The following is a 25,201-nucleotide window of genomic DNA, read 5'->3' as shown; positions in this document are numbered from 1 at the left end:
AAGGAAGAATATAAATCACTCCCCGTATCCAATGGTGGGTACCAATAGTTATTTACAAACGGCTGATTTACTTCAAGAAGGAGTAAAGCTTTTTTTATTGAACTAAAACAGCTGATTACTGAAATAAGAGGGCATATATGGGAGGAGGTCGAAGTAGGAGTTATATAAATAATTCATTAATTAGGGGTGTTTTAGTGAAGAAACTATTTTTAGGGATTATGGCAGTATTGGTTATTTTAGTTTTAGGAGTAGTTGTTTATATAATCCAAAATTATCATTCTTCTACTTTAGGTGCTTTAAATGAGCTGAAAAAAAAGACAGGTGGGGAAGTACTCTCACTATCTGATGATACGTTAGCTTTAGTTATTCATGAAGACGGGAATATTTCAATAGCCTATTCCGAAGCACTTTACACGGCTGGTCTGTATAAAGATTTCGACATTTATCAAAGTCTATTAAACGTATATGATATAAGGCAAGAAAATGATATTCCCTACACAAACTCACCGAAAGAAGCTGGTTTATCCTTTGGACTGGTTAAAAATAGGGATATTGAATATTCGATCCGAGAAATGAAATTGTTAAACGAAAACGCAACTATAGTTTTCCATTTGTATGAGTATATAGATGATCCAGAGCTCAAAGATATAAAGTTGTGGTATGTATATTCTGATTTTGCCCCAGGAAGCTCTGTGAATGAACTCTATTTTCTCGATAAGGAAAAAGAAGAAGTACAATTAAATAAAATATTTGTTCAAAAATGATGGATACAAGTTAATGGAATATCCTTATTGATCTTAAGTATTGGTTAGTTGAATAGTGTTGTTTAACTAGTGTTCAATAATCTGGAAGGATCATTGCAAGATGTCAGCTGCAACTAATTATATTCAAGCAGAAGTTAATAAGACTCGGTTACTACTGAATTGGTAAATTCCAGATTGGTAGGGAGCGTCGAGGTAAAGGCTATGTAAACCATGTTTCTGAGGAAGACTAATAGCGTCACTAATCATGTAGCTTGATATAATTCGGTTGCATATAGAGGGTGATTGCAAATGGACAAAGTGGTCCTAATTGTATTATTTGATGAGACAGGTATTATCATTTTATAAAATTAATGTAAAATTTAATATGTACGGACAGTATTACTAAAGGGGGAAATTAGTTTGACAAGAATAGCAATTATTTCAGATATTCATGGTAATTTGACTGCATTAGTATCGGTCCTAAAAGATATTGAAAAACGTGGTGTAGATCAGATATATTGTTTGGGAGATTTGGTTGGGAAGGGTCCACGTGGTTCGGAATGTATCGAACTTGTTAGAAAGCATTGTGATAAAGTCATTCATGGGAATTGGGATGTGTTTATCCGGGATGAGACAGATAATGAAATTATTAAGTGGTCCCAAAGCCAGCTAACAAATGAGGATTTTAACTACTTGGCCTCCCTACCTTTTCACATTGAATTTGAGTTAAATGGGAAACTGATTCGTTGTTTTCACGCATCACCGAGGAGTGTTTTTGAGCGAATTGCACCTGAGTATCATCCCTTAGAAAAGTGTTTGTCTCTTTTTCAGAATAGTGAAGAAACCAAATCTCATCACTCGAAACGTACTCCAGATATTGTGTTTTATGGAGATATTCATATAACTCTATTAAGAAGTTATGAAATCGGTACCCTTTGCAATGTAGGGAGTGTGGGTTTAGATTTAATTGATGCTACTTATGTTATTGTTGATGGTTCGTATGGAACTAATTCGATTAACTTTGTACGTGTTCCTTATGATAGAGAAGTAGAGCTGAAGGCAGCAAGGGAACTTGGAATGGTAGGTTATGAGCAATATTATAAAGAGATTATGTACGATCAATTTATGGAAATGAAAAAGTAAGGAAGGGGAGCGGTTGCTTTACTTCAAGTCTAGTGTTGGCACTGTTTTACTGGAACTAATCCAGCAGCTTAGTTAAGATGGCCATTCATAACGTATTTGAGATTAAGATTGAATTCAATTCAAATATTCGTTCCTTCTTACTTCGTCCGATTGTGTAAGGCTCCCATCATACTACTTTTCTCCTTCTTTTTTCCTTTTAGCAGTTTGGACAAGCAAGAACTAACTTAAATTCAAAAAGACTGTTGAGAAAACTTTTTCAACAGTCTTTTTGTTTAAAGCAAAACTTAACTTAAAACACAGAGTTAATCTATTAATATAAAATTATTAAAAAAGGTATTTAATGATTTTTTTAAAAAATAGAGGTCATGGAAGTATTTAAAGAAGCATATATTAAGCATGCATAATCGTACTACAAATTTTAAAGTCTTAATACTATATTAAATATTCAAGACAATACAGGGTATTCTTAATTGTATTACAAGTGGAAGGTGAGATTCGCAGTAATTTCTGTATTTTATTTTAATTACCATAACTATTGAATTAACCCATGAAGAGAATGAGTATTATGCTTCCTTTTTTATGGGTTTTTTTAATTTGGGGAGAGGGGTCGAACAATATGCACATGGCTGATGCTTTGCTTTCACCAGTAGTAGGTGGTTCAATGCTGGCAGCCTCAGTAGTAGTTGCCGCTTATTCTATTAAAAAGACTCAAAATGATTTGGATGAGAAGAAAATTCCTCTTATGGGGGTAATCGGTGCGTTTGTTTTTGCTGCACAGATGATTAATTTTGCTATTCCTGGTACAGGTTCTAGTGGTCATATTGGTGGAGGAATGCTCTTAGCCATATTACTAGGTCCATATGCAGGTTTCTTGACGATGGCATCCATTCTTATGATTCAAGCATTATTTTTTGGTGATGGCGGATTGCTTGCATACGGCAGTAATGTATTTAATTTAGGTTTTTTTACATGTTTCATAGCCTATCCGTTGATTTATAAATGGTTTACCCGAAAAGGTATTTCACCAAAAAGAATCTTATGGGGTACATTGATTTCAGCTGTCATTGGTCTTCAGTTAGGGGCATTTAGTCTTGTACTTGAGACTTTTTTATCAGGTAAGACGGAGTTGCCTTTTGTAACGTTTGTCCTCTTGATGCAGCCCATTCATCTTGTCATAGGGATTGTTGAAGGATTGATAACAGCTGGTGTAGTAGCCTTCGTATGGAGAGAAAGACCAGAAATCTTGGAAAAAACAAGTGCTGGACTACCATTAGGAAAGGTATCAATGAAAAAGGTTTTAACGGGCCTTTCTATTGCAGTTGTTGTAATAGGAGGAGGTCTATCATGGTTTGCTTCTGCTGATCCTGATGGTTTGGAGTGGTCGGTGGAAAAAACAGGTGGTACAACTGAGCTAGAAGCTTCTAGTAGTATTCATAAAGTTTTAGCAGATATTCAAAGAAAAATCACTTTTTTACCTGATTATGGATTTAAAACTAGTGAAAGTGATGACAAGGTAAAAGTAACAGCAAAAATAGAACAAGTATGGCCAGCAGTCAATACTGGTACAAGTGTTTCAGGAATAGTTGGAGGGGCGCTGACTCTAGTTTTAGCTGGATTGACAGGTATCATTATCAGTCTCTCTAAAAAGAAAAAAGAAAAAGCAACCTTATAATAGTAAACTTTCATCAAAAATGATCTGAATTCTTGATAATATGGGATGTAATTAAGTGAAGCAGCCCATTCAGCTGTTAAACTTTCGATAGGAATTGATTTTACATGTCAAACATAAAAAATTCGTTGTATAATCTGAGGGTTCTAGAAGACTTGGCTCGGAAGGAAACCTCTATTCATCTGGTTCACCCACTGACTAAGCTATTAACAACAGTTGTGTTTTTGACTATGGTTCTATCTTTTGGAAGATACGAAATAGTTGGTCTGCTCCCATTCTTTTTTTATCCGATAGTCATAATTGCTGTTGCAGAAATACCCATAGGACCCATTTTAAAAAGAATCTTACTTGCGATGCCGTTTATCATCGGAATCGGAATCTTTAATCCAGTATTTGATCAGCAAACAGTGTCAGCCTTTGGATTGATATTTTCGAAGGGCTGGGTGACGTTTCTATCAATATTGATTAAAAGTTGTGTATGCGTTGGGGCCAGCCTTTTACTCATTTCCACCACAGGGATGGACAGTCTTGCTGCAGCATTAAGAATGCTTAAGGTTCCAAAGATTTTTGTTTTACAGCTATTATTAACGTACCGATATATTTATGTATTAATAGAAGAAATCTCTCGTATGATGCTGGCATATTCTCTACGTGCGCCGAGACAGAAGGGAATCCATCGTAGTGTTTGGGGTTCTTTCGTAGGACAACTCATCTTAAGGACCTTTGATAGAGCGCAACGGATATATGAATCAATGGCATTGCGAAACTTTAACGGAGAGTATCATACAGGAAAAATAGATAAGATTTGCTGGAAAGATATAGTGTATTTGTTGGGGTGGGGTTTGTTTTTTATCATCGCGAGAAAAAACAATTTGCCAATGTTAATAGGTTCATTTATTACAAAGGTGGTGAACTAATTGAGTCATCATATGTTGGAGGTAAAGGATTTGAATTTTGATTATCCAGACGGATATGAGGCCATAAAAAACATATCATTTACTATCCGTCGTGGGGAATCAGTTGGAATTATTGGCGCGAATGGTGCTGGAAAATCTACTCTACTTATGCTATTGATGGGGGTTCTTTTTCCTAAGAAAGGGAAAGTTTTAGTCGATGAAGTGGAAGTGATCAAAAAGACATTGCCGATGATTCGTCAACAGATGGGTATGGTTTTTCAAGACCCGGATGATCAGTTGTTTATGACGACAGTCTATGATGACGTAGCATTTGGGCCACGAAACTATCTTCTTAGTGAACAGGAAGTGAACCATCGAGTGACAGAGGCTTTGGAGTTGGTTGGAATTCCGCATCTGAAAGACCGAGCACCATTTAGATTATCAGGGGGAGAAAAACGAGCAGCAGCTATTGCATCTGTATTATCAATGGAACCGGATATACTTATTATGGATGAACCGACATCTGCTTTGGATCCTAAATCACGCCGAAGATTAATCTCTTTACTAAACAGCTTTGAACATACGAAAATTATTACAAGCCATGATTTGGACACGATTGTTGAGACCTGCAGTAGGACCATCGTTATCAAAGCAGGAGAAATAGTGGCAGATGGCAAGACGGTGAAAATTTTAACCAATGTGGAATTACTTGATCACTGCGGTCTTGAAATGCCACTTTCACTGCAAAATTGCTCTATATGTGGTTCTGAGAAGAAATTTTTTACAGAAAAGTCCCAGTATGCAACAGCAAACTCCTTTGGTATTCAAACAATAGAGCAAGATTGTAGGGTATCACTTGTAGAAAATTGAGTGATATATTATTGACTGCATGTTTAGTTTTAAAAATATCATTAAGGATACTGTTGGCTAGCATATGCTGCTTATAGTATCCTTATTTAATATATTAATTTATTCCAATTTCATTTTTTCTATATACTACTTGATGTGATATTATCTTATTCAACTAACAGGAATATTGAATTTAACTAAATGCTCTATGAAATAGAGGATTCAGTTATTGCTTTATGGAAGTACAAGTAGAAAGAATAGAAACACCTAGGAGGGATAACAATTTTTAATAGGGTAATAGAAGCACAGCAAGTTCAAGTAGATATTAGGGTAAATTACAGAGAGGCAATAAGAGCTATTATATTTCAAAAAAATAATATCCTTTTAGTTCGTTCGAATAAGGGGGATTATAAATTTCCTGGAGGAGGGGGTGAATGCAACGAAAGCCATTCGGAGTGTCTAATTCGTGAAGTGGCAGAAGAAACTGGGTATATTAACTGTATAATTAAAGATAAGCTAGGGTCAGTTATTGAAAAGAAATTAGACGAATTTGACAATAACGCTCTATTCCAAATGACTTCACACTACTATCTTTGTGAATTAATGAACGATAAAAGAATCGCACAACAATTGGATGATTATGAGTCCGCTCAGGAATTTAGACCAGAATGGGTTTCCCTTAATGATGCAATTGCTCAAAATGAAAAAATTATGAATAGTTTAGATAGTGAAAAGAACAGTTGGATAAAACGTGAAATCTTTGTTTTAAAGGAACTCAAAAATAGATTGAAGTTATAGGTTTCAGTATTGAAGGCATTGTACGAGAAATTGAGCAAGTGACCGAGAATTTTACACGTGTATCTCAAAACGTAGAAGAAACACATCAATAAACTCTTGTAGCCATACAAGATTTCGGGGAAATTTCTTCGTCAGCTGAAGCACTGGATGAACGAGCTCATAATTTCAAAGAAATCATTTAATTAAGAACCTCTGATAAATAATCTGAACAAATACAGTCAAACAAAAAATTTAAAGGAGCCCTCAATGCCTAATTCCGGTATTTATACTGGACTTAGGTCTTTTCTTTTTTTTATTTATTTGAGTAAGTTGCATAGCTCTATCTAAGTTGGTGTAGATGAATCTCGTTATTAATTTCTGAGCGGTTGGAAATACGTTAGAAAGTCTGGCTAAAGCTCATGCTATTAACAGTAACAGTTCCATTACTCCTAAAATAGTCATATTACTTCTTAGAATAATAGACGAGATAGGATGTATTTTTACTAACAAATTAGTTTCATTTAATTAGAAGGAGAAAGGTATGTAAAAAGAGAATTGTTTATAATATGAGAATTTGGAAGGAGTTTTTAAAATGAGTGAAAAATTATTGAGGGTGGGAACTACTTATATTCCAGTAACAAATGTAGAACTCTCATCTGATTGGTATGTAAAAAAATTAGGTGCAGATTTATCTTATAAAGATGAAGACAAAGCGATTTTGAACCTTGCAAACCAAAGTATTTTTCTTGTGAAGTCAATTGAAAGACAATCGTCAAATTTTATTGATATTTATGGTGTAGAACGTTTTTCTTTAACTTTTGAAGTAAATGGTTTAGATGCTTTGGAAAGACTTCATAAAGATTTTGTAGAAAATGAGATAAGAGTTGGAGATATTGAAAACAGAAGACATACTGGAAGAAACTTCGTATTTTATGATATAGATGGTAACAAATTCGATGTATGGAGTGAACTTAGTCCAATTTTCAAAGAAAAATATTTGATGTCGAAATAACCAAGAATTATTGTAATTCATTGTTTTTTTCGAACTAAAGTGGCTTTTTAGTTGCAGAAGGAATAATTAGCGAAATGCAGAATATATAGTTTAAGGACTATCATTCCTTAACATTGATGGTAGGCATGAAAGGGGTAGTTCGATTGAAATCTAATTTTCCTCTTTTTGTATTTTTAACTTCATTAATATTAACAACGGGTTGTACGCCTAGTAATTCCGTAGAAATAGATGAAACAAAAAAGGAAAATATTATGAGTATAGTAGATGAGAAAGTGCCTAAAATTGCTGACTCAGAAGTAGAGTTTTCCTATTTAAGCGACTTGTCGGAAGAAGAATTGATGTCATATGAACAATTTACTGAGGAATATGATACAAATTACTTAAAAGGTTTTTCACCAGAAAAGATTACACTTATCTATATTCATTCAGCAGTTATCGATAATATAGAAGCAATCTATTCCTTGGCTTATATTGATGGTGCCTCACCTGATTTCGATACTTTTAAAGAAAAATATTACGAAAATCTTAGCATATCCAACTCGGAAATAGCCTTAGATTTCAGATATTATGATTCAATCAGAGTAAAACAAGAAGATAGTAATGGCTTATTAGTCGAATTAATGGTTAGCTACGGAAAGTTTACAGCTTCAACCTTAATGGAATTAAAAAAAGAAAATTATATATGGAAAATTGTTTTACCAAACTTCTTCAAAAAGTGAGCTTTTTGAAGGGGGCTAAGTCTTTTTTTATTGAACTAGCGCCGCAGGTTGGTTCAATAAAAAAAGATGCCATCGGAAGGAATTCCATTTGTTAAATGAGAATTGTAATACGAGGGGTTATCAAAGTCTTTGGGGGGATATTGGTGGATTGCAAAAAGGTTAAAAAAGTCTTTAGAGTTGTAGGCATAAAAGGTGGTGGAGCTTTTGCTAATTTTGGTGCTGAAGTTCCAACACTTGCCCGACATTTTATCACTCGTGTAGATGAAGTTAAAAATCATTCGGGTACTGAAATAGCCCTTTTCGAACCTAAAAAGGATGGTAACCATCTGGAAGGTCACTATTACGTTGGATTTATTGTAAATGAGACTCTAAAACAAGTTCCAGATGGGATGGACTATATCGAAACTGATCAATCCTATGTCACGACTAGGGGTAATATACTTAATATCGATCATCTACATAACCAATTATTAAAATGGGCAGATGATCAGGGTTATAAAAGGGATTTAGATTCTTATATTGTTGAGACCTATCATCCAGTGGAAGATGGTGAAGAAGAAGTAGAGATTTATTTACCAATCCATCATTAAAATTCCACTTGAAAGTTTTAATAAGGATGATAAAAAACACGTATACAAAAGAGTAGAAATTGTTAAAATCAGTTAAATTAAATATTGTGTGTTGAAGAGAAGAGTAGTTAAGAACAGATTGTTTCAGAGAGCTCCCTGGTAGCCTTTCTGAAATTAGTAAAGGGGATGCACATAATGACGGAGGTTTTTTTAAAAGTTCAAAATATACTTGAAAATTACAAAACAGCAGTTTACGAAAAAGATGTTGAAAAATTCTTATCCATGTATGCTCCCGATATGCATATTTATGATTGCTGGGGTAACTGGGAGTGCAAGGGTATATCTTCATGGAAGGAAAATGTGGAAGAGTGGTTTAATGGATTGAGTAAGGATGGTCTTTTACTCAATGTTGATTTTAATGACCTGGTAGTTGAAGAAAATTCATATCTCGCATTTGTTCATTGTGCTGTAACATTTGTTGCCTACCAGGAAGATTCTCGTGAGAAACTTCGTGAAATGACAAATCGGTTCACATATGGTTTAAAAAAAGTGAATGAATCTTGGGTCATAGCTCATGAACATTCATCATTGCCTATAAATATGGAAACTGGAAAGGGAATTTTTAACTTGAGGTAAAAAAACTATTTTGATTGGAGATAAAGGGGTTGCTACTGCAATTCCTTTTTTCTTATTGAACTTAAGCAGTAGTTTAGTTTAAGAAAAAGAGACGAAAAGTAGTGAGGGGAGATTCTTATGTTAGTAGTAAGACCATTAGAAAATATAGATTATGAATTGATTAAGGAAGCAGAAAAAGTTATTGAAAATAATTATAGATACGAACGACATCACATTGGTTCAGCGGTAAGGACGAAAACGGGAAAGATATACTCAGCAGTACACGTTGAAGCGAATGTAGGAAGAATTACAGTATGTGGCGAAGCAATGGCTATTGGTAAGTCTATATCTGAGGGAGACCATGAATTTGAAACGATTGTCGCAGTAGCTCACCCTCATCCACACGAGGATATAGATAAATGTTGGGTAGTTGCACCATGTGGTATGTGTCGAGAGTTAATAAGTGATTATGGGAAGGATACTGATGTAATCATTTCTTATAAAGGTAAGCTAGTAAAGTGTAATGTAATGCAATTACTACCAGAAAAATATACAAGTGATACTGAATGACCTTCGTAAGCTAATGGGTGAATTACTTCAAGAAGGCGTAAAGATTGAGGTAACGCGGGAGATTACTTAAATAAGGGGTTGTTGTATGCTTGTTTAATTAGTTTCTATGTTCTTATTAAATTAACGGGTACTGTAATTTATGTACTGTGGGATTAATGGGAGATGCCGAGTAAAAAGGAATTTTCCCTTTCTAATGCTATAGGAGTCAGTTAATATATAATTAGAATAATTTTATAACTAGGGGGAAGCGAAAGCGCGTTCATATGACATTAGATAAAATGAGACAAACGACTTTTAACAAAGCAACATTGGATCAATGGGAGCAAGTAGCCCTCAAATCCTTAAAAGGGAAAACTTTGGAGTCACTAAAAACGAAAACCTTAGAAGAGATTATTTTGAAACCGCTTTATTCAATAGAAGATATGGCAAATATTCCTGCATCGCAAACCACGATTATTCGGAAGTCGAAAAAGTCATCTGAATGGTTAATCGCTCAAATGGCAGAAGGATCCACTAGTGGAGCAATACTTAAAGAAATAAAAGATTCACTTTCAAAAGGCAATGATGTTGTTCATTATAAGGTAGAAAAAGAACATACTTGGAGTGCTGATCAAATAGAAGAGTTAGCTACGCTATTAAAGGATCACACTGCTATATTAGATGTTACGAATGATCCGACTTTTTTAACTCACTTCACAGACCTTCAAGGCTTAATAAAAGGGGCAGAGGATTTAGAGCTGTCTAATGCTAGAACGTATTTCTTGAATGGTTCTTGCATCCATCAGGCTGGAGGGGATGCTATTAGTGAGTTGGCAAGTGTATTGGTACAAGCAGATGCGCTTGCACAAAAAACTAGCGTAGAGAATCTTGTTAAAAAAGGATTTGTACAATTTTCGATTGAAAGCAATTTCTTTATGGAAATAGCGAAAATTCGTGCCTTTCGTATTCTATGGCAAGCTTTCGGACAAGCATATGGGAATTCTGATATACCTGTAATCCCTATACATACAGAAATTTCGTTGCGATCATACTCCGTATTAGATGCAAATGTTAACATTTTGCGTGCGGGTAATAGTGCATTAGCAGCCGTTCTTGGTGGAGCGGATAGTTTGACGACGTACCCACATGATTATTTAACTGGGGCTACACCAACATCCAAAAGAATTGCTCGAAATATGCAACTCGTACTAAAAGAAGAAACACATACTCAGCGTGTTGTCGATGCAGCAGGTGGTTCATACTATATAGAAACCTTGACGAATCAGCTAGTCGAAAAAACGTGGAAATACTTTTTAACACTAATGAAAGAAGAAACTCTAGAGGATAGACAAGCATTACTTTTAGAACGAGCAGCAGCAAAATGGAACGAACAGATCAATGCATTTTCTATTCGTAAAAAATCTTTAATCGGAACAAACAATTATGCAAATCCAGATGACGTGAATGGGGTCTCTATTAAACAAACTGAATATAAGCGACTAGCGGAACCTTTTGAACAACTAAGAAAATCATTCGAGGATAGTCCATTAAATACTGCTATTATTCCATACGGGATTTTAAAGGAATATAAAGCTCGAATGGATTTTGTTAAAGGCTATTTAATCGCATTAGGGATTTCACCAATTGTAGCACCGGAAAACTTAAAACCATTCGATTTACAAAAATGGATAAATGAACAGAATATCGATTATATAGTATTCGTTGGTAACGATGAACAAACGGCTGGTTTAGTTCCAGCGTTATTAAATGAAAAACTGTCGGTACCAATGGATGTTGCAGGGAAATTTGAGGAGTATGAAGACTGGTTAGATTCAGGATTATCTGGATGTATCTATGCTGGACAATCGCTTCTTGAAAAAGGGCAGCAACTACTATCCCTTGCTAAAAAGGAGGATTTAAATGACAACGCCTAATTACGAAAAAGTATCCATTAAAGAAGTTATATTAAAAGAGGAACATACAAAAATACCAGCAGGAGATTCTTTCCTAACGAATGAAGGAATTGCATTAAAACCTGTATATAACGAAGAAGACACGACGGAATTTTCTCATTTAAACGATCTACCAGGTATTGCACCGAACACAAGGGGCCCATATCCAACAATGTATGTTGCGAAGCCTTGGACGGTACGTCAGTATGCAGGATTTTCAACTGCAGAAGAAAGTAATGCTTTTTATAGAAGAAATTTAGCGATGGGACAAAAAGGATTATCCGTTGCATTTGATCTTGCTACACATCGTGGCTATGACTCAGATCACGAGCGTGTTACAGGTGATGTAGGAAAAGCAGGAGTAGCTATAGACTCGGTGGAGGATATGAAGATTTTATTTGACGGGATTCCGTTAGATCAAATGTCTGTTTCGATGACGATGAACGGTGCAGTACTTCCGATATTGGCGTTTTATATTGTGACAGCTGAAGAGCAAGGAGTAGCACCAGAGCAGTTAGCTGGAACGATACAAAATGATATTTTAAAGGAATATATGGTTCGTAATACGTATATTTATACGCCAGAAATGTCCATGAAAATTATTGCAGATATATTTGCTTATACAGCTCAAAAAATGCCGAAATTTAACTCCATCTCGATTTCTGGTTATCATATGCAAGAAGCAGGAGCAACTGCTGATATAGAGTTAGCCTATACGTTAGCTGATGGACTAGAATATGTTCGAACAGGGTTAGCAGCAGGGATAGATATTGATGCTTTTGCGCCAAGACTTTCATTTTTCTGGGCAATCGGAATGAATTATTTTATGGAAATAGCAAAAATGCGTGCTGCTCGGAGAATATGGGCTCAAATGATGCAAAGCTTTGATCCGAAAAATCCTAAATCTCTCGCTCTCCGCACACATTCACAAACTTCTGGGTGGAGTTTAACGGAGCAGGATCCATTTAATAATGTTACGAGAACGTTAGTAGAGGCAAATGCTGCAGCAATGGGTCATACACAATCCCTTCACACGAATGCATTAGATGAAGCAATTGCCTTGCCGACAGATTTCTCTGCTAGAATTGCTAGAAATACTCAACTATTCCTGCAAGAAGAAACGAATATGACGAAAGTAATCGATCCTTGGGGTGGGTCATACTATGTCGAAACACTAACACATGAATTAATGGAAAAAGCGTGGACCTTGATAGAAGAAATTGAAGCACTTGGTGGTATGGCGAAAGCGATTGAAACAGGATTACCTAAAATGAAGATTGAAGAAGCTGCTGCTAAAAAACAAGCACAAATTGATTCCTCTAAAGAAGTAATCATCGGGGTGAACAAATATCGTTTAGAGCAAGAAGATGCTATTGATATTTTAAATATTGATAATTCAGTCGTTCGTCAAAAACAGATGGAACGTTTAGAAAAAGTCAAAGCTAACCGTGATGAGAAAGCTGTACAAGAAGCGTTAAATGATTTAACGGATGCGGCAAGAAATGGTGGAACCAATCTGTTAGAAGCTGCTGTTAAAGCTGCTCGAGAACGAGCAACTATTGGTGAAATATCAGATGCTATAGAAGTGGTAGCTGGAAGACATAAGGCGGTGATCCGTTCTGTGAGTGGTGTATATAGTGCTAACTTTAATGATGCAGAAGAGATTGATGCAGTGAAACAAATGGCAGAGGACTTCCGTGAAAACGAAGGCCGCCGACCACGTATTTTAATCGCTAAGATGGGTCAAGACGGGCATGATCGCGGGGCTAAGGTTATTGCAACTGCATTTGCCGATCTAGGATTTGACGTAGATATTAGTCCGCTTTTCCAAACACCTGCAGAAACAGCACTTCAGGCAGTAGAAAATGATGTTCATGTTGTCGGAGTGAGTTCATTAGCTGCTGGACATATGACATTAGTTCCTTCATTGAGAGAGGAATTAGCTAAGCTTGGTAGAGAAGATATATTGATAGTTGTTGGTGGTGTTATCCCTGCGCAAGATTATGCTTTCTTACGAGAAAATGGTGCTTCTGCAATTTTCGGACCAGGAACAGTTATTCCTGTTGCTGCACAAAAAGTTATAGAAGAGATTTACAAGCGTCTTGGTTATGAGGAAGTGGAAGGCTAATGTCAAACACGGATAATAATAACGAATCTTCAATGCGTGTGATGAGTGGTATTAAATCGCAACATGATGGTGTGGGGAAGGCCTCTATTAAAAAGTTCTCCAAAAGAAAGCCTCTTCAAATCGATGAAGAGGAATATTTCCAGCAAATTCAAAATGGATCCAGGCTGCATTTAGCAAAAGCTATTACGTTTATTGAAAGTACTGTAAATGATCAACAACAAATTGGTCAGCAATTATTGAAAAACTTGCTTCCCTACACTGGTAACAGCATTCGTATCGGTATAACTGGAGTTCCCGGAGTTGGGAAGAGTACCTTTATAGAAGCATTTGGGAAAATGCTATGTGATCAGGGATATAGAGTTGCGGTTCTAGCTATAGATCCTAGTTCCTCTTTAACAGGCGGAAGTATTCTTGGAGATAAAACGAGAATGGAAGAGCTAGCGAAACACCCAAACGCATTTATTAGACCTTCACCAACTGCTGGTACCCTTGGAGGCGTACACAAAAAGTCTCGTGAGACGATGCTTCTATGTGAGGCTGCTGGATACGATGTCATTTTAGTTGAAACGGTTGGAGTAGGTCAAAGTGAAACGATTGTTCGAGGAATGGTCGATTTCTTTTTATTACTAGCGCTGACTGGTGCTGGTGATGAACTACAGGGAATGAAAAAAGGAATAATGGAGCTTACGGATGCAATTATTGTCCATAAGGCTGATGGATCCAATGAAAAGCTAGCGAAAAAAACCGTCGCAGAGTATAAGCAAATACTCCATTTTTTAGCACCAGCCTCTCCATACTGGAAGATTCCTGCCCTAGCAGTATCTTCGCTATTTAAAATAGGCTTAGATGCTGTTTGGGAAAATATACTGCAGTTCCAGCAACAGATGAAGGAAAAATCTGTATGGCAGCAAAGACGAAAAGAACAATCGTTAGAATGGTTTAAAGCAATGATTGTAGATCGATTATATGATGAGTTTTTTTCATCCAATGTTAAGAAAAAATCTATGGCAACTTTAGAGCAATTAGTACGGGAAGAAAAAATAACAGTTTCCCAAGCAGTTGACGAATTGTTTTCCTCGAATTCAAACAAATAATCTGATAAGATAAAACTAGTTAAAAAAAGGAGAGTGTCAGAATGAATATGGATTTTAATTTATATATGAATGATATACTAGTACAAGCTCGTGGAGAAATAGAAGCAGCAGGATTTGAACAACTTGAAACACCTGAAGCAGTAGATGCTGCATTTGCTCGTAAAGGAACTACGTTAGTAATGGTAAACTCTGTATGTGGATGTGCAGGAGGAATTGCTCGCCCAGCGGCTGCAAACTCCGTACATTACGACAAACGTCCAGATCATTTAGTAACTGTTTTTGCTGGTCAAGACAAATTAGCAACTCAGCAAGCACGTAATCTTTTCGGAGAAGATCACTTACCTTCCTCTCCATCATTTGTATTGTTAAAAGATGGACAGCCGGTAGCAGAAATCGGTCGTCATGAAATAGAAGGACACGCACCAACTTCCGTAATCACGCATTTACAAGGATTATTTGAAGAATATTGCGAAGAAGTTTAAAAGCAAAACCTGTTTCTATATGTTTTTGTAGGCTAAGGACAGTCTTGAAGTTATATGATTACTGACAGGGATGAAGCGTAGAGCCGATCGAGGAGACTCGACCTCGCCCGCGGAAACTTCCGCTTGAAACGGAAATCAGCAATATTATTGGATAGACACCATTCTTTATATAGAAAATAAAAACCAGCGGAAGCATACATATGCATTCGCTGGTTTTTATTATTTCTTAAAGGACGAAGCTTAGACCGAATAGTAATGTAGACATTACCATTACAAAAATCATTAAATAAACAATAATTTTACGAAATTTTTGGTTTTGCATAATTTCTCTCCTTTAGCTTGTACCTTTATTTTATCAAAAACATAAAAATGCACAAGAGGTAGCGAATTTTTTTTGAAATAGGTACAATAGAAGAAGATTGTTGTTTTTAAAAGGGGTGTAAAAATGGAGAAAGTTGATCATATTGGGATTGCTGTGAAAAGTATAGAAGAAGCGCTTCCATATTACACAGAATCATTAGGTTTAAAACTATTACATATAGAAGATGTTCCATCTGAAAAAGTTCGTGTAGCTTTTATCGATAGTGGGAATGTTACTCTAGAATTACTTCAACCGTCCGATGAAACAAGTACGATTCATTCATTTATAGAAAAGAAGGGTGAAGGCATTCATCATATCGCTTTTGGCGTATCTAGTATACAAGAGCGATTGGACGAGCTAAAGGCAAAAGGCGTTCAGCTAATACATGAAAAAGCAAAAGCAGGTGCACACGGAGCTCAAGTAGCATTTATACATCCGAAGGCATCTCGTGGTGTACTCTATGAATTAGTCGATAAAACTGGGGGAGTGAAGTAATTTATGGATATATATGAAAAAATCAATGACTTATATGATCGTAAACGCAAGATAGAGCTTGGAGGCGGAGATGAACGTATTGAAAAGCAGCATGAAAAAGGCAAGCTGACTGCACGCGAACGTATTGAATTGCTCGTAGATAAAGATTCATTCGTCGAGTTAAACCCCTTTATCAAGCATCGCACAGTTGACTTCGGAATGGACAAGCAAGAAGGTCCTGGAGATGGAGTAGTTACTGGTTACGGAAAAGTAAATGGTCGTCCTATTTATTTATTTTCCCAAGATTTCACTGTTTTTGGTGGAGCTCTAGGCGAAATGCATGCCCTTAAAATTGCGAATGTTATGGATTTGGCTGCTAAAAATGGAGCGCCGTTTATTGGGTTAAATGATTCTGGTGGTGCGCGTATTCAAGAAGGTGTCGTTTCACTCGATGGATATGGACAAATTTTTTATCGTAACGCTATTTATTCGGGAGTTATTCCGCAGATCTCCGTCATTTTAGGTCCATGTGCTGGTGGCGCAGTGTATTCGCCTGCTATAACTGATTTTGTGTTTATGACTGATGAAACAAGCCAAATGTTTATCACAGGTCCAAAAGTGATTGAAACCGTTACGGGTGAAAAAATTTCTGCCGAAGATCTAGGTGGATCGAAAGTACATAATACAATAAGTGGAAATGCACATTTTCGTGGAAAAACAGAAGAAGAAGTTTTAGAAAGCGTTCGTTTACTGCTAAGTTATTTACCGCAAAGCTTTGAAGAAAAGCCTTCGATAGCTGAAGTAAAGGAAGAAGATAATTATCGTCCTGACCTAGCTGATATCGTTCCTTATGAAGCAATTCGACCTTATGATGTTCGAAAGGTTATTGAACAAGTCGTTGATACAAATTCTTTCTTAGAAGTCCAAAAAGAATTTGCTAAGAACATTGTTATTGGTCTAGCTCGTATTAAGGGCGAGGTAGTAGGTTTAGTTTGTAACCAACCAAAAGTAATGGCTGGAGGTTTAGATATAGACTCTTCAGACAAAGCAGCGCGTTTTATTCGTTTCTGTGATTCCTTCAATATTCCTATCATTACGTTTGAAGATGTAACAGGGTTCTTCCCAGGCATTAAACAGGAACACGGTGGAATTATTCGCCATGGTGCTAAAATATTATTTGCTTATTCAGAAGCAACTGTTCCTAAAATAACAGTTATTTTACGTAAAGCATATGGCGGAGCTTATGTTGCTTTAAATTCCAAGTCAATTGGAGCAGATGTTGTTTTTGCATGGCCGAATGCGGAAATAGCAGTTATGGGACCAAACGGAGCTGCAAATATAATTTTTGCTCGTGAAATAGCCCAAAGTGATGATCCTGAAGCTGTACGTGCTGAAAAGATTGAGGAGTATCGTGAAAAATTTGCAAATCCTTATGTAGCAGCTTCAATGGGCATGGTCGATGATGTAATTGACCCGAGGGAAACTCGTATTAAGCTAATTCAATCATTAGAAATGATGCGGAATAAGAAAGAAACTAGACCAAACAAAAAACATGGTAATATTCCATTATAAAAGGAGACTTTTAAATGAGTCGATTAGTAGATGAATTTTTAGAGCTAGTTCAAATTGATTCTGAAACAAAGTACGAGGAAGTAATTGCCCCTATATTAAAAGGTAAATTAGAACAACTAGGTTTCTCAGTTATTGAAGACAATTCTGCTTCTAAAACTGGTCATGGAGCTGGCAACTTAATCGCAACATTAAAGGGATCAAATGCAAACATAGATACAATTTACTTTACTGTCCATATGGATACGGTTGTACCTGGTAAGGGGATTAAACCTGTTATTAAAGAGGATGGTTATATTTATTCAGATGGGACAACAATTTTAGGAGCTGACGATAAAGCCGGAATCGCCGCTTTGTTTGAAGCTATTCGTCGTTTGAAAGAGCAATCCATCGAGCATGGTGACATCCAGGTTGTCATTACTGCTGGAGAAGAAAGTGGTTTAGTAGGAGCAAAAGAATTGGATGCTTCCTTACTTACTGCAAAATATGGCTATGCAATCGATAGTGATGGGGCTGTTGGCGGTATTGTAACAGCTGCTCCTTTCCAATCTAAGCTATGGACGACAATTACAGGGAAAACTGCGCATGCTGGAGTGGCTCCTGAAAAAGGTATTTCTGCCATAACTTTAGCTGCAAAAGCGATTTCTGCTATGAAGTTAGGAAGACTTGATGCTGAAACTACCGCAAATATCGGTCGCTTTGAAGGTGGACAAGCTACAAACATCGTATGTGATGAAGTGCATATTTTATCAGAAGCACGCTCTATCAACAAAGAAAAACTAGATGCTCAGGTTGCACATATGGTGGCAACATTTGCAGAAACGGCTGAAAAATTTGGCGGTAAAGCAGTGACAGAAACACAATTAATGTATCCAGGCTTCCATTTTGAAGAAGACCACTCTGTCGTACAGGTTGCCAAACGTGCAGTGGAACGTATTGGAAGAACTGCGGAGATTAAGACTAGTGGCGGTGGTAGTGATGCCAATGTAATTGCTGGTTTTGGGATTCCTACAGTTATCTTATCTGTCGGTTATGAAGAAATTCATACAACAAATGAACGAATGCCTATTGAAGAGTTAGAAAAACTAGCCGATTTAATAGTAGAGATCGTTTTAGTGGCGGCAGAATAAAATAGGAGGTGACTTCATTGGGCAATGAAAAAGTTGTCGTATTTCAATGTGGAAATGAAGAATACGCAGTATCCATTGAACATGTAGTGTCTATAGAGAAATTAGAACATGTCAATCCAATCCCGCACTTACCGGATTATTTGATAGGTTTGATGAAAATTCGTGGGGAACTTGTACCAATTATCGATTTTGAACAAATTTTGTATAATCGTAGTGGTGTAAATGAGGAGTCTGCTAAAGTAGTTACAATGCATACGAAAGATATGACTGTTGGTCTTCTAGTGAAGGAAGCGAAAGAGATTTTAGATATAGATCAGAATAATCTAAAGCAAATTGGTCTAGTGAATTATACGAAAACACGTTATTTCACAGCAGTTGCAAACTTAGAAAATCGTATGATTACAATCGTCGATGCTTCTATATTGGTTAGTTCTTTAGAAGGCTTTAATGATATTCAATCGTATGTAGAGGAAGTAAAGAAAGAAGAGACCATTAATAATTAGTTTCATGATTAGTCAGCAAAGGTAGCTTATATAGCTACCTTTTTTTAAGTGGAAACTATATTATATTTGTACTATAGACCCAATACGCCTGCAAACTTAAAAAGTAAATCTTTTTCATTGTTCCTGCTGATTATCGTTGCAGGAGGACGCTTTCCGCGGGCGTTGCCTTAGCCTCCTCGCTTCACTGTGGGGTCTTCGCCGTTCGCTTTCCCCCTGGATCCCCACCCGACACTTCAATCAAAATAGGTATCAAACCTAAATCATATAGATTTCAACTCATAAGGCAAATTAGTAAACAAAGTAGACTATTAAAAAATGTATGGCCCATATATTTTTCGTTTAAGAAAGTTACCGGTGTTTTCTGTAGCAATAGCTTAAATTTTTTTGTAGGAGTAACACATAAGCAAAAAAATTTAATGGTCTTTGCGTTTTTAGGTGAAACATAGATAGCGGTGTGGGAGGTAGAATCTGCCGCACTGATTGCTTAAGTTGAACGCACAATGTGGAAGGAACCGCACGCACTTGGCGTTTCCGTATGGCGAGAGAAATCGAAAAAATGTACTAATAATTAGAACGCTGAATTTTGTGTTCTTTTTTGGATACTTACTGTCTAGTAATCATATTGACCACTTCTTTTGCATTTTTAGGACTTGTTTTAATCTATGATTTACTTATTTAGAGAGAATTTATCTCAAGAATTAACAATAATTACTATGGATATAAAACGTACGTTCGCATATAATGAATAAAAAGGAGGGAACAAATGTGCGTAGTGAATTAGTAAAGTATTTTAAGCATGGGTGGATGGTTGAGTTAATGTATGTTTCCAAAACCGGTGAAATTAGTAAGCGAAAAGTAAAAGTCCTTAAGTTTCAAGGGGATCTATTCCAGGCTTATTGTTTTAAGCAACATGCTAGAAGAACGTTTCTAATCGATAATGTGCTCGCAGTTTCTCCCGTATTTCCTAAAGAAAGAGGCGCCGTTTAATGATGGAACAGTTAATTGACGAACAAGATAGTCTGGTATTTTTTTGATGATTGACTATAGCAAAGTTCCGAATCGCTCCATCGCCTGTATTGATATGATGAGCTTTTATGCTAGCTGTATGGCCGTTCTGTACGATTTAGATGTTAAAACGGTTCCTATTGCAGTTGTTGGAAACTTAGATCAAAAAGGAAGTGTTGTATTAGCTGCAAGTTCTGCTATCAAGAAACAATTTGGAGTAAAAACTGGAACTCGTTTATTTGAAATACCAAACAGCCCGGAGGTTAAATTATTTGAACCCAAGATGGGCTACTTTTTAAATATGTCAATGGCTGTAACGGAAATCCTTCATAAATATGTGCCTGCAGAGGCGGTACACGTCTATTCGGTTGATGAAAGTTTTATTGATCTTACCGGTACCGAGAAATTGTGGGGACCTCCTGAAGAAACGATTCTCAAAATTCAACAAGAAATACTAGATACTTTGCAATTACACAGCACTGCTGGTATGGGACCGAATATGTTGATGGCTAAACTGGCTCTCGATTTGGAAGCAAAGAAAACAGGTTTTGCTAAATGGACATTTGACGATGTTCAAACGAAATTATGGCCAGTTTCTCCTTTATCGGAGATGTGGGGTATCGGTCGCAATATGGAGCGAAACCTGAACAATATGGGTATCTTTAAAGTGGGAGATTTAGCTAACTATGATTTAAAGACGATGGAATCGGTTTTCGGCGTGATGGGGAATCAACTTGTTTTTCATGCTAATGGAATTGATTTATCCGATCTTGGTGCACCCATAATAGAGAAACAAATAAGCTACGGTAAAAGTCAAATACTTATGCGAGATTATAACAAAAAAGAAGAAGTTTTAGCTGTCATTCTTTCTCTTGGGTTAGGTTATAGTAAAAACGCTTTCGGTGGGGGATTCAGTCGATCTCGTACGATACACGAAGCAACGAATGACACGATAAAAATTTATGAAGTATGTAAGCAGTTATTCAACGAAAACTACGCGCAAAAACCAGTTAGGCAACTATCCGTGTCCATTACTAAATTAGAAGATGAACACTCTATGCAGCTAAGTCTATTCGAACAAGAAAAGTGGAAGAATCGTAAGCTTGCAAGTGCAGTGGATAGTATACGTAATCGATATGGATCGGCTGCACTACTTCGAGCTGTTTCTTATACGGATGCTGGAACTGCAGTAAAAAGGTCTAAATTACTTGGTGGACATAAAAAGTAGGGGGCATTCATGGAAAAGCAAATAATGAGTGATAAGTTTAATCAGTTAGTAGATGAGTTATCAGTAAATAGACCGCGCAAAAATGTGATCGAATCCATTCATAAGGTGTTAAGTATGTCTCCTCAAAAAATTGGTGAGCTGATAAAGGCATCTAAGAGTAATGAGGATTAAACAAATTGAATAAACACAGAAACCCCTAGTTCATATTGGATTAGGGGTTTCTGTGTGTAGTATTAATGTTATGGTAATATCCACTCCACATCTGTTTAAAAATTACTTTTACCTTAATTGGATATTTATGTTAAAATTAATATAAGATTGATAAAGTGTTCACTTAAACTAACGGGGCAGTTTAGTTGAAGATTCGCTTTCCGAAATATTCATCTTTTTTTATAACCTAGCAATAAACACAAAAACCACATAATCAACTAATTGAGTGCTTTACTTCTAGAAGGGGTAAAGCCTTTTTTCTTTTTAAACTAAAGGGGCAGGATAGTGAAAGAAGGATTATTAAACATTTTGTTGAAATTATTACTTAATAATAATATGGAGGTAATATTAATGGTATTGCAAAGAATTAGCTTGATTACTATTGGTGCATTTAATTTGCCAATTTTACGTTCGTTTTATAAAAGTTTAGGATGGGAAGAAACAGAGATAAGTTCTGATAATTACGCTGCCTTTAAAACGGCGGGTGTAATTCTTTCAATATTTCCTATTGAGGAATTGGCTAAGGATACAGGAGTTGAAATTACTGAAAGCGTAGATACCTTTCGTGGCGTGACTTTTGCCATCAACGTAGATAAGACTGAAGAAGTGGATACAACAATTGATGCTATTAGAAAAGTAGGTGGGAATATTTTAAGAGAACCAAGTGATGCCTTTTGGGGAGGAAGAACAGCTTATTTTTCGGATCCCGAAAACAACCTTTGGGAGGTTGCTTGGAACCCAGACTCAGTATTCGATGAGCGAGGGGCTATGATTTCATTTTGATAGTAAGTTGAAAGTTTCGTATGCCATAGTTCAGTGTTTGTGAGTCTTCTACTTCAACTAACGGGTGCTTTAGCAAACAAGAGGCTGCCTTAGAGGTGGCTTTTCTTATTGAACTAAAGGGGCAGTTTAGCTGAACAAGGAATAATAAAATAAGTGATAAAAAAACATCCTGTTTTGTAGGATGTTTTAAATATTGCAGTAATTTGCAGTTTTTTATTTCTTTGCTAATTCAGAAGCAACTTTTTCAGCTTCTTCATATCCCTTTTGTAAAATATTATCTCTATCAGCACCCAGTAAATCAGTTCCTTGTACCCGAATAATTTCGTAATCTTCAATTCCCATAAAGTTGAACATTGACTTTAAGTATTTATGAGAGTATTCAACTTCGGTATACCAGTCATTATTGGTATAGATGGCTCCACTTCCTTGTATCACAACAATACTTCTTCCGTCTTTAAGTAACCCAACTGATCCTGTGTCAGTATATTTAAAAGTTTCCCTTGCAATCAAAATATTGTCCATATAGGCTTTTAACTTTGATGAAACATTAAAGTTATGCAATGGGTATGCAATAACATACTTATTTGCACTTTTGAATTGTTTTAATATCTCATTCATACGCTCTGTTAGTTCTTGTTCTTGGTTAGTAAGTTCGTGTCCATTTCTTAATTTTCCCCATGCAGTTAGCACAGTTTCATCTATCATAGGCACTACTTCACTATACAAATTAATCTGTTCAACGATTTCGTCATTAGAATGTAGCTCTTTGTAAGCTCTCATAAAATAATCAAGAACATTTAGACTTACTGAAGAAGTTGAATCAACTATTGGATGTGCGTTTATTACAAGAAGTTTATTCATAGATGTATTCCTCCTAAAAGAATGTTTAGTATAATTACAGATTGCATTAATCGTCGATAGAAGTTATCTATGATTAAGACGCTTTTTATAATACATCGAATGATAATTTGTGTCAAATTAAAAAATATATGCATCTCCAAGTTTGTGTTAATATACAATTACACTTACTATCTTGAATAATAAAAGCAGGTGAACTAAATGAAGTATAGTGTTATGGTTGAATATGCTTTGCATAGCCTTGTTTATTTAATTGATGTTCCTTCAAACGAAAGCATAGGAATAAAAGATCTTTCAGAATTTCAAGGACTATCAGAGACATACTTATCTAAAGTTTTCGGTAAATTATCTAAGGCCGGTATCGTAATTTCTGTATCTGGGGTAAATGGAGGATATAAACTGGCTAAAGCCCCTGAAGAGATATCTTTTTGGGATGTAATAAAAGCAGTAGAAGGAGTTAAGCCTATTTTTCAGTGCCAGAATATTTTAAAGAATAATCTTATGTATTTAGATAAAGAAAATTGCTCATCATGTACGTCAGGTAATTCCGCTTGCACAATAAATTTAGTAATGCTAGAAGCAGAACAGCAAATGTATGAGTTCCTAAATAGTAAGACTATTTCATGGTTAAATGAGGAACTTGAACAAGTTCTTCCAAAAGAAATAAGAGTAGGTTCACGAGAATACTTTAGAAGAAATGACACTAATTAGATCCTTTACTTTAAGCTCATTTAGGATTAATAGCATCTTCAACTACAAGACCATCATTTCGATGGTCTTTTTTTACGTTCAAATAATTAGGTAGATTTCAGCTAACCATTGTGAAATGTTACACTTAAACTAACGCGGCAGTTTAGTTGAATAAGGGTTTCTACCAAGATGAACAGGCTTTAATATAAGAGCAAAATTTTTTTGGGGGTGCATTGGTGAAAATAATTAGAATTTTATTAGGAGTAATTGTTATTGCATTCGCTAGTTATGGTTTAATAAGTAGGAAATTTGAGTTAATGCCGTTTATGATATTCTTCTTAGGGGCATTTATGTTGGTAACGGGATTAATCGAACTTCAAAGAGACAGAAAAAGATTTGAAGGGTATATGTTCATTACAATTTCTTTATTTATATTCGTTGTTTCCATACAGGGTTTCTTATTAAACTAACGCGGCAGTTTAGTTGAAGAAGAGTCTGGGTTTTTATGAAGCAATATAGATGTAGTGAGGGGGAATTAAAGATGGGTTTTATTATAACCGTTGGTGTTATTGTGATAGCAATAAGTTGCTTGACTATTGAAGTGAAGTTAAGAAAAGTAAATGAACAAAATAAAGAAATAATTGAATTGTTAAAACAACTTAACGAAAAATAAAATACTAGTTTTTCACCTATTGGATTAAAGGTAAAGATTATTTTTCACAAAACGCGCTATTATGCCAATTGTCCTACATCTAGAATTGGATATTTACGTTAGGATATAAAAAAGAATGAAGGTTTTTACCTATACTAACGCAGCAATTTAGTTCAATTAAACATTAGAATTATAGGGGTGATTTTATGGATAATCTTAATATGCTTATTGTAATATTTGTCGTAGTATCTATTGGTGGATTATTAGCTCTTTATGGAATTATAGAAGCAGCAGTCAGAAATGGTATTAATAGTTCAATAATTGGGCAATTTCTTGAAAAAAAGAATGGAACTGAAGAAGACAAAAAAAAATTTCTAGATAATGATATAGATAACAGGGATTAAATTCGCTCTTCAACTAACGAGTGCTTTACTTCAAGAAGGAGAAAAGCCTTTTTTCTTATTAAACTAACGCGGCAGGTTTGTTGAGGATAGGTATAGAATTATAGAATTGGATATTGGTATTGGGGTGAGGAAATGAA

29 protein-coding genes are annotated in these 25,201 nt (G+C 35.8%); 27 read left to right on the top strand and 2 right to left on the bottom strand.

The window, feature by feature from the left end; genetic code table 11:
* The first annotated feature begins 194 nt into the window (after nucleotides 1–194).
* From ACIQX2_RS09605 to ACIQX2_RS09535, 15 genes are all read left to right on the top strand, one after another.
* Complete coding sequence (locus ACIQX2_RS09605; protein ID WP_402849285.1) at nucleotides 195–764, top strand: hypothetical protein; 570 nt, start codon at nucleotides 195–197, stop codon at nucleotides 762–764.
* A gap of 399 nt (nucleotides 765–1,163) precedes the next feature.
* On the top strand, nucleotides 1,164–1,886 hold the full coding sequence (locus tag ACIQX2_RS09600; protein ID WP_402849282.1) for a metallophosphoesterase family protein: 723 nt from the start codon (nucleotides 1,164–1,166) through the stop codon (nucleotides 1,884–1,886).
* Nucleotides 1,887–2,502: 616 nt separating this feature from the next.
* On the top strand, nucleotides 2,503–3,558 hold the full coding sequence (locus ACIQX2_RS09595) for an energy-coupling factor ABC transporter permease (RefSeq protein ID WP_402849279.1): 1,056 nt from the start codon (nucleotides 2,503–2,505) through the stop codon (nucleotides 3,556–3,558).
* A 104-nt stretch (nucleotides 3,559–3,662) separates the two neighbouring features.
* Nucleotides 3,663–4,472 (top strand): cobalt ECF transporter T component CbiQ, encoded by an 810-nt coding sequence (gene cbiQ, locus ACIQX2_RS09590; protein WP_402849277.1) that lies wholly within the window; start codon nucleotides 3,663–3,665, stop codon nucleotides 4,470–4,472.
* The gene (locus ACIQX2_RS09585) at nucleotides 4,473–5,321 is read left to right on the top strand and encodes an energy-coupling factor ABC transporter ATP-binding protein (protein WP_402849275.1); all 849 of its coding nucleotides are present in this window, start codon (nucleotides 4,473–4,475) and stop codon (nucleotides 5,319–5,321) included.
* Between the two features lie 255 nt (nucleotides 5,322–5,576).
* Nucleotides 5,577–6,098 (top strand): NUDIX hydrolase, encoded by a 522-nt coding sequence (locus ACIQX2_RS09580; protein WP_402850478.1) that lies wholly within the window; start codon nucleotides 5,577–5,579, stop codon nucleotides 6,096–6,098.
* Nucleotides 6,099–6,669: 571 nt separating this feature from the next.
* Nucleotides 6,670–7,089, top strand: a complete 420-nt coding sequence (locus tag ACIQX2_RS09575; protein WP_402849272.1) for a VOC family protein — start codon at nucleotides 6,670–6,672, stop codon at nucleotides 7,087–7,089.
* A 143-nt stretch (nucleotides 7,090–7,232) separates the two neighbouring features.
* Nucleotides 7,233–7,808, top strand: a complete 576-nt coding sequence (locus ACIQX2_RS09570) for a hypothetical protein (protein WP_402849269.1) — start codon at nucleotides 7,233–7,235, stop codon at nucleotides 7,806–7,808.
* A gap of 143 nt (nucleotides 7,809–7,951) precedes the next feature.
* Nucleotides 7,952–8,398, top strand: a complete 447-nt coding sequence (locus ACIQX2_RS09565; RefSeq protein WP_402849267.1) for a GyrI-like domain-containing protein — start codon at nucleotides 7,952–7,954, stop codon at nucleotides 8,396–8,398.
* Nucleotides 8,399–8,572: 174 nt separating this feature from the next.
* Nucleotides 8,573–9,013 (top strand): YybH family protein, encoded by a 441-nt coding sequence (locus tag ACIQX2_RS09560; protein WP_402849264.1) that lies wholly within the window; start codon nucleotides 8,573–8,575, stop codon nucleotides 9,011–9,013.
* A 117-nt stretch (nucleotides 9,014–9,130) separates the two neighbouring features.
* Nucleotides 9,131–9,562: a cytidine deaminase gene (locus tag ACIQX2_RS09555; RefSeq protein ID WP_402849261.1), complete on the top strand. Its 432-nt coding sequence runs from the start codon at nucleotides 9,131–9,133 to the stop codon at nucleotides 9,560–9,562.
* Nucleotides 9,563–9,825: 263 nt separating this feature from the next.
* Nucleotides 9,826–11,475 carry a methylmalonyl-CoA mutase family protein gene (locus tag ACIQX2_RS09550; protein ID WP_402849259.1) on the top strand — a complete coding sequence of 550 codons (1,650 nt, stop codon included), beginning with the start codon at nucleotides 9,826–9,828 and terminating at the stop codon, nucleotides 11,473–11,475.
* The gene (gene scpA, locus ACIQX2_RS09545; protein ID WP_402849256.1) at nucleotides 11,462–13,621 is read left to right on the top strand and encodes a methylmalonyl-CoA mutase; all 2,160 of its coding nucleotides are present in this window, start codon (nucleotides 11,462–11,464) and stop codon (nucleotides 13,619–13,621) included. The genes ACIQX2_RS09550 and scpA overlap by 14 nt, the downstream gene beginning before the upstream one ends.
* Nucleotides 13,621–14,715: a methylmalonyl Co-A mutase-associated GTPase MeaB gene (gene meaB / locus ACIQX2_RS09540; RefSeq protein ID WP_402849254.1), complete on the top strand. Its 1,095-nt coding sequence runs from the start codon at nucleotides 13,621–13,623 to the stop codon at nucleotides 14,713–14,715. The genes scpA and meaB overlap by 1 nt, the downstream gene beginning before the upstream one ends.
* Before the next feature lie 41 nt (nucleotides 14,716–14,756).
* Nucleotides 14,757–15,197, top strand: coding sequence for a BrxA/BrxB family bacilliredoxin (locus ACIQX2_RS09535; RefSeq protein WP_402849251.1), 441 nt, complete (start codon nucleotides 14,757–14,759; stop codon nucleotides 15,195–15,197).
* Between the two features lie 226 nt (nucleotides 15,198–15,423).
* Here the strand turns inward: ACIQX2_RS09535 and prli42 are convergent, their stop codons facing one another.
* On the bottom strand, nucleotides 15,424–15,519 hold the full coding sequence (gene prli42, locus ACIQX2_RS09530) for a stressosome-associated protein Prli42 (RefSeq protein ID WP_175453977.1): 96 nt from the start codon (nucleotides 15,517–15,519) through the stop codon (nucleotides 15,424–15,426).
* A 123-nt stretch (nucleotides 15,520–15,642) separates the two neighbouring features.
* Here prli42 and mce point away from each other — a divergent pair, with 123 nt between their 5' ends.
* From mce to ACIQX2_RS09490, 8 genes are all read left to right on the top strand, one after another.
* Nucleotides 15,643–16,053, top strand: a complete 411-nt coding sequence (mce, locus tag ACIQX2_RS09525; protein ID WP_402849248.1) for a methylmalonyl-CoA epimerase — start codon at nucleotides 15,643–15,645, stop codon at nucleotides 16,051–16,053.
* Nucleotides 16,054–16,056: 3 nt separating this feature from the next.
* Nucleotides 16,057–17,604 carry an acyl-CoA carboxylase subunit beta gene (locus tag ACIQX2_RS09520; protein WP_402849245.1) on the top strand — a complete coding sequence of 516 codons (1,548 nt, stop codon included), beginning with the start codon at nucleotides 16,057–16,059 and terminating at the stop codon, nucleotides 17,602–17,604.
* A 14-nt stretch (nucleotides 17,605–17,618) separates the two neighbouring features.
* Nucleotides 17,619–18,731, top strand: a complete 1,113-nt coding sequence (locus ACIQX2_RS09515; RefSeq protein ID WP_402849242.1) for a M20/M25/M40 family metallo-hydrolase — start codon at nucleotides 17,619–17,621, stop codon at nucleotides 18,729–18,731.
* A 17-nt stretch (nucleotides 18,732–18,748) separates the two neighbouring features.
* The gene (locus tag ACIQX2_RS09510) at nucleotides 18,749–19,234 is read left to right on the top strand and encodes a chemotaxis protein CheW (protein WP_402849239.1); all 486 of its coding nucleotides are present in this window, start codon (nucleotides 18,749–18,751) and stop codon (nucleotides 19,232–19,234) included.
* A 765-nt stretch (nucleotides 19,235–19,999) separates the two neighbouring features.
* Nucleotides 20,000–20,221, top strand: coding sequence for a transcriptional regulator (locus ACIQX2_RS09505; protein WP_402849236.1), 222 nt, complete (start codon nucleotides 20,000–20,002; stop codon nucleotides 20,219–20,221).
* A gap of 46 nt (nucleotides 20,222–20,267) precedes the next feature.
* Nucleotides 20,268–21,467, top strand: coding sequence for a Y-family DNA polymerase (locus ACIQX2_RS09500; protein ID WP_402849233.1), 1,200 nt, complete (start codon nucleotides 20,268–20,270; stop codon nucleotides 21,465–21,467).
* Between the two features lie 9 nt (nucleotides 21,468–21,476).
* Nucleotides 21,477–21,638, top strand: coding sequence for a hypothetical protein (locus ACIQX2_RS09495; RefSeq protein WP_402849230.1), 162 nt, complete (start codon nucleotides 21,477–21,479; stop codon nucleotides 21,636–21,638).
* 324 nt (nucleotides 21,639–21,962) lie between these two features.
* Complete coding sequence (locus tag ACIQX2_RS09490; protein WP_402849228.1) at nucleotides 21,963–22,460, top strand: VOC family protein; 498 nt, start codon at nucleotides 21,963–21,965, stop codon at nucleotides 22,458–22,460.
* A gap of 213 nt (nucleotides 22,461–22,673) precedes the next feature.
* Here the strand turns inward: ACIQX2_RS09490 and ACIQX2_RS09485 are convergent, their stop codons facing one another.
* On the bottom strand, nucleotides 22,674–23,321 hold the full coding sequence (locus tag ACIQX2_RS09485) for an FMN-dependent NADH-azoreductase (protein ID WP_402849226.1): 648 nt from the start codon (nucleotides 23,319–23,321) through the stop codon (nucleotides 22,674–22,676).
* A 198-nt stretch (nucleotides 23,322–23,519) separates the two neighbouring features.
* On the opposite strand from ACIQX2_RS09485, the gene ACIQX2_RS09480 reads away from it, so the two are divergent.
* The 4 genes from ACIQX2_RS09480 to ACIQX2_RS09465 all read left to right on the top strand — a co-directional run bounded on the left by ACIQX2_RS09480 (nucleotide 23,520) and on the right by ACIQX2_RS09465 (nucleotide 25,064).
* Complete coding sequence (locus tag ACIQX2_RS09480; protein ID WP_402849223.1) at nucleotides 23,520–24,029, top strand: RrF2 family transcriptional regulator; 510 nt, start codon at nucleotides 23,520–23,522, stop codon at nucleotides 24,027–24,029.
* A 215-nt stretch (nucleotides 24,030–24,244) separates the two neighbouring features.
* Complete coding sequence (locus tag ACIQX2_RS09475; protein ID WP_402849220.1) at nucleotides 24,245–24,478, top strand: DUF3953 domain-containing protein; 234 nt, start codon at nucleotides 24,245–24,247, stop codon at nucleotides 24,476–24,478.
* A 71-nt stretch (nucleotides 24,479–24,549) separates the two neighbouring features.
* Nucleotides 24,550–24,681, top strand: coding sequence for a hypothetical protein (locus ACIQX2_RS09470; RefSeq protein ID WP_402849217.1), 132 nt, complete (start codon nucleotides 24,550–24,552; stop codon nucleotides 24,679–24,681).
* Nucleotides 24,682–24,866: 185 nt separating this feature from the next.
* Nucleotides 24,867–25,064: a hypothetical protein gene (locus tag ACIQX2_RS09465; protein ID WP_402849214.1), complete on the top strand. Its 198-nt coding sequence runs from the start codon at nucleotides 24,867–24,869 to the stop codon at nucleotides 25,062–25,064.
* Nucleotides 25,065–25,201 lie beyond the last annotated feature (137 nt).

Source organism: Psychrobacillus sp. NPDC096623, from assembly GCF_044762655.1.
In the GTDB taxonomy this organism is placed as follows: domain Bacteria; phylum Bacillota; class Bacilli; order Bacillales_A; family Planococcaceae; genus Psychrobacillus.
This window is presented reverse-complemented; position numbering and strand designations above follow the sequence as displayed.

Bases quoted from the DNA above. Each gene is read 5' to 3' on its own strand.
- meaB (WP_402849254.1), top strand. From the start codon at position 13,621: ATGTCAAACACGGATAATAATAACGAATCTTCAATGCGTGTGATGAGT.
- ACIQX2_RS09465 (WP_402849214.1), top strand. From the start codon at position 24,867: ATGGATAATCTTAATATGCTTATTGTAATATTTGTCGTAGTATCTATT.
- ACIQX2_RS09520 (WP_402849245.1), top strand. From the start codon at position 16,057: ATGGATATATATGAAAAAATCAATGACTTATATGATCGTAAACGCAAG.
- ACIQX2_RS09500 (WP_402849233.1), top strand. From the start codon at position 20,268: ATGATTGACTATAGCAAAGTTCCGAATCGCTCCATCGCCTGTATTGAT.
- ACIQX2_RS09555 (WP_402849261.1), top strand. From the start codon at position 9,131: ATGTTAGTAGTAAGACCATTAGAAAATATAGATTATGAATTGATTAAG.
- ACIQX2_RS09535 (WP_402849251.1), top strand. From the start codon at position 14,757: ATGAATATGGATTTTAATTTATATATGAATGATATACTAGTACAAGCT.
- scpA (WP_402849256.1), top strand. From the start codon at position 11,462: ATGACAACGCCTAATTACGAAAAAGTATCCATTAAAGAAGTTATATTA.
- ACIQX2_RS09470 (WP_402849217.1), top strand. From the start codon at position 24,550: ATGGGTTTTATTATAACCGTTGGTGTTATTGTGATAGCAATAAGTTGC.
- ACIQX2_RS09575 (WP_402849272.1), top strand. From the start codon at position 6,670: ATGAGTGAAAAATTATTGAGGGTGGGAACTACTTATATTCCAGTAACA.
- ACIQX2_RS09480 (WP_402849223.1), top strand. From the start codon at position 23,520: ATGAAGTATAGTGTTATGGTTGAATATGCTTTGCATAGCCTTGTTTAT.
- ACIQX2_RS09595 (WP_402849279.1), top strand. From the start codon at position 2,503: ATGCACATGGCTGATGCTTTGCTTTCACCAGTAGTAGGTGGTTCAATG.
- ACIQX2_RS09550 (WP_402849259.1), top strand. From the start codon at position 9,826: ATGACATTAGATAAAATGAGACAAACGACTTTTAACAAAGCAACATTG.
- ACIQX2_RS09485 (WP_402849226.1), bottom strand. From the start codon at position 23,321: ATGAATAAACTTCTTGTAATAAACGCACATCCAATAGTTGATTCAACT.
- ACIQX2_RS09495 (WP_402849230.1), top strand. From the start codon at position 21,477: ATGGAAAAGCAAATAATGAGTGATAAGTTTAATCAGTTAGTAGATGAG.
- mce (WP_402849248.1), top strand. From the start codon at position 15,643: ATGGAGAAAGTTGATCATATTGGGATTGCTGTGAAAAGTATAGAAGAA.
- ACIQX2_RS09515 (WP_402849242.1), top strand. From the start codon at position 17,619: ATGAGTCGATTAGTAGATGAATTTTTAGAGCTAGTTCAAATTGATTCT.
- ACIQX2_RS09560 (WP_402849264.1), top strand. From the start codon at position 8,573: ATGACGGAGGTTTTTTTAAAAGTTCAAAATATACTTGAAAATTACAAA.
- cbiQ (WP_402849277.1), top strand. From the start codon at position 3,663: ATGTCAAACATAAAAAATTCGTTGTATAATCTGAGGGTTCTAGAAGAC.
- prli42 (WP_175453977.1), bottom strand. From the start codon at position 15,519: ATGCAAAACCAAAAATTTCGTAAAATTATTGTTTATTTAATGATTTTT.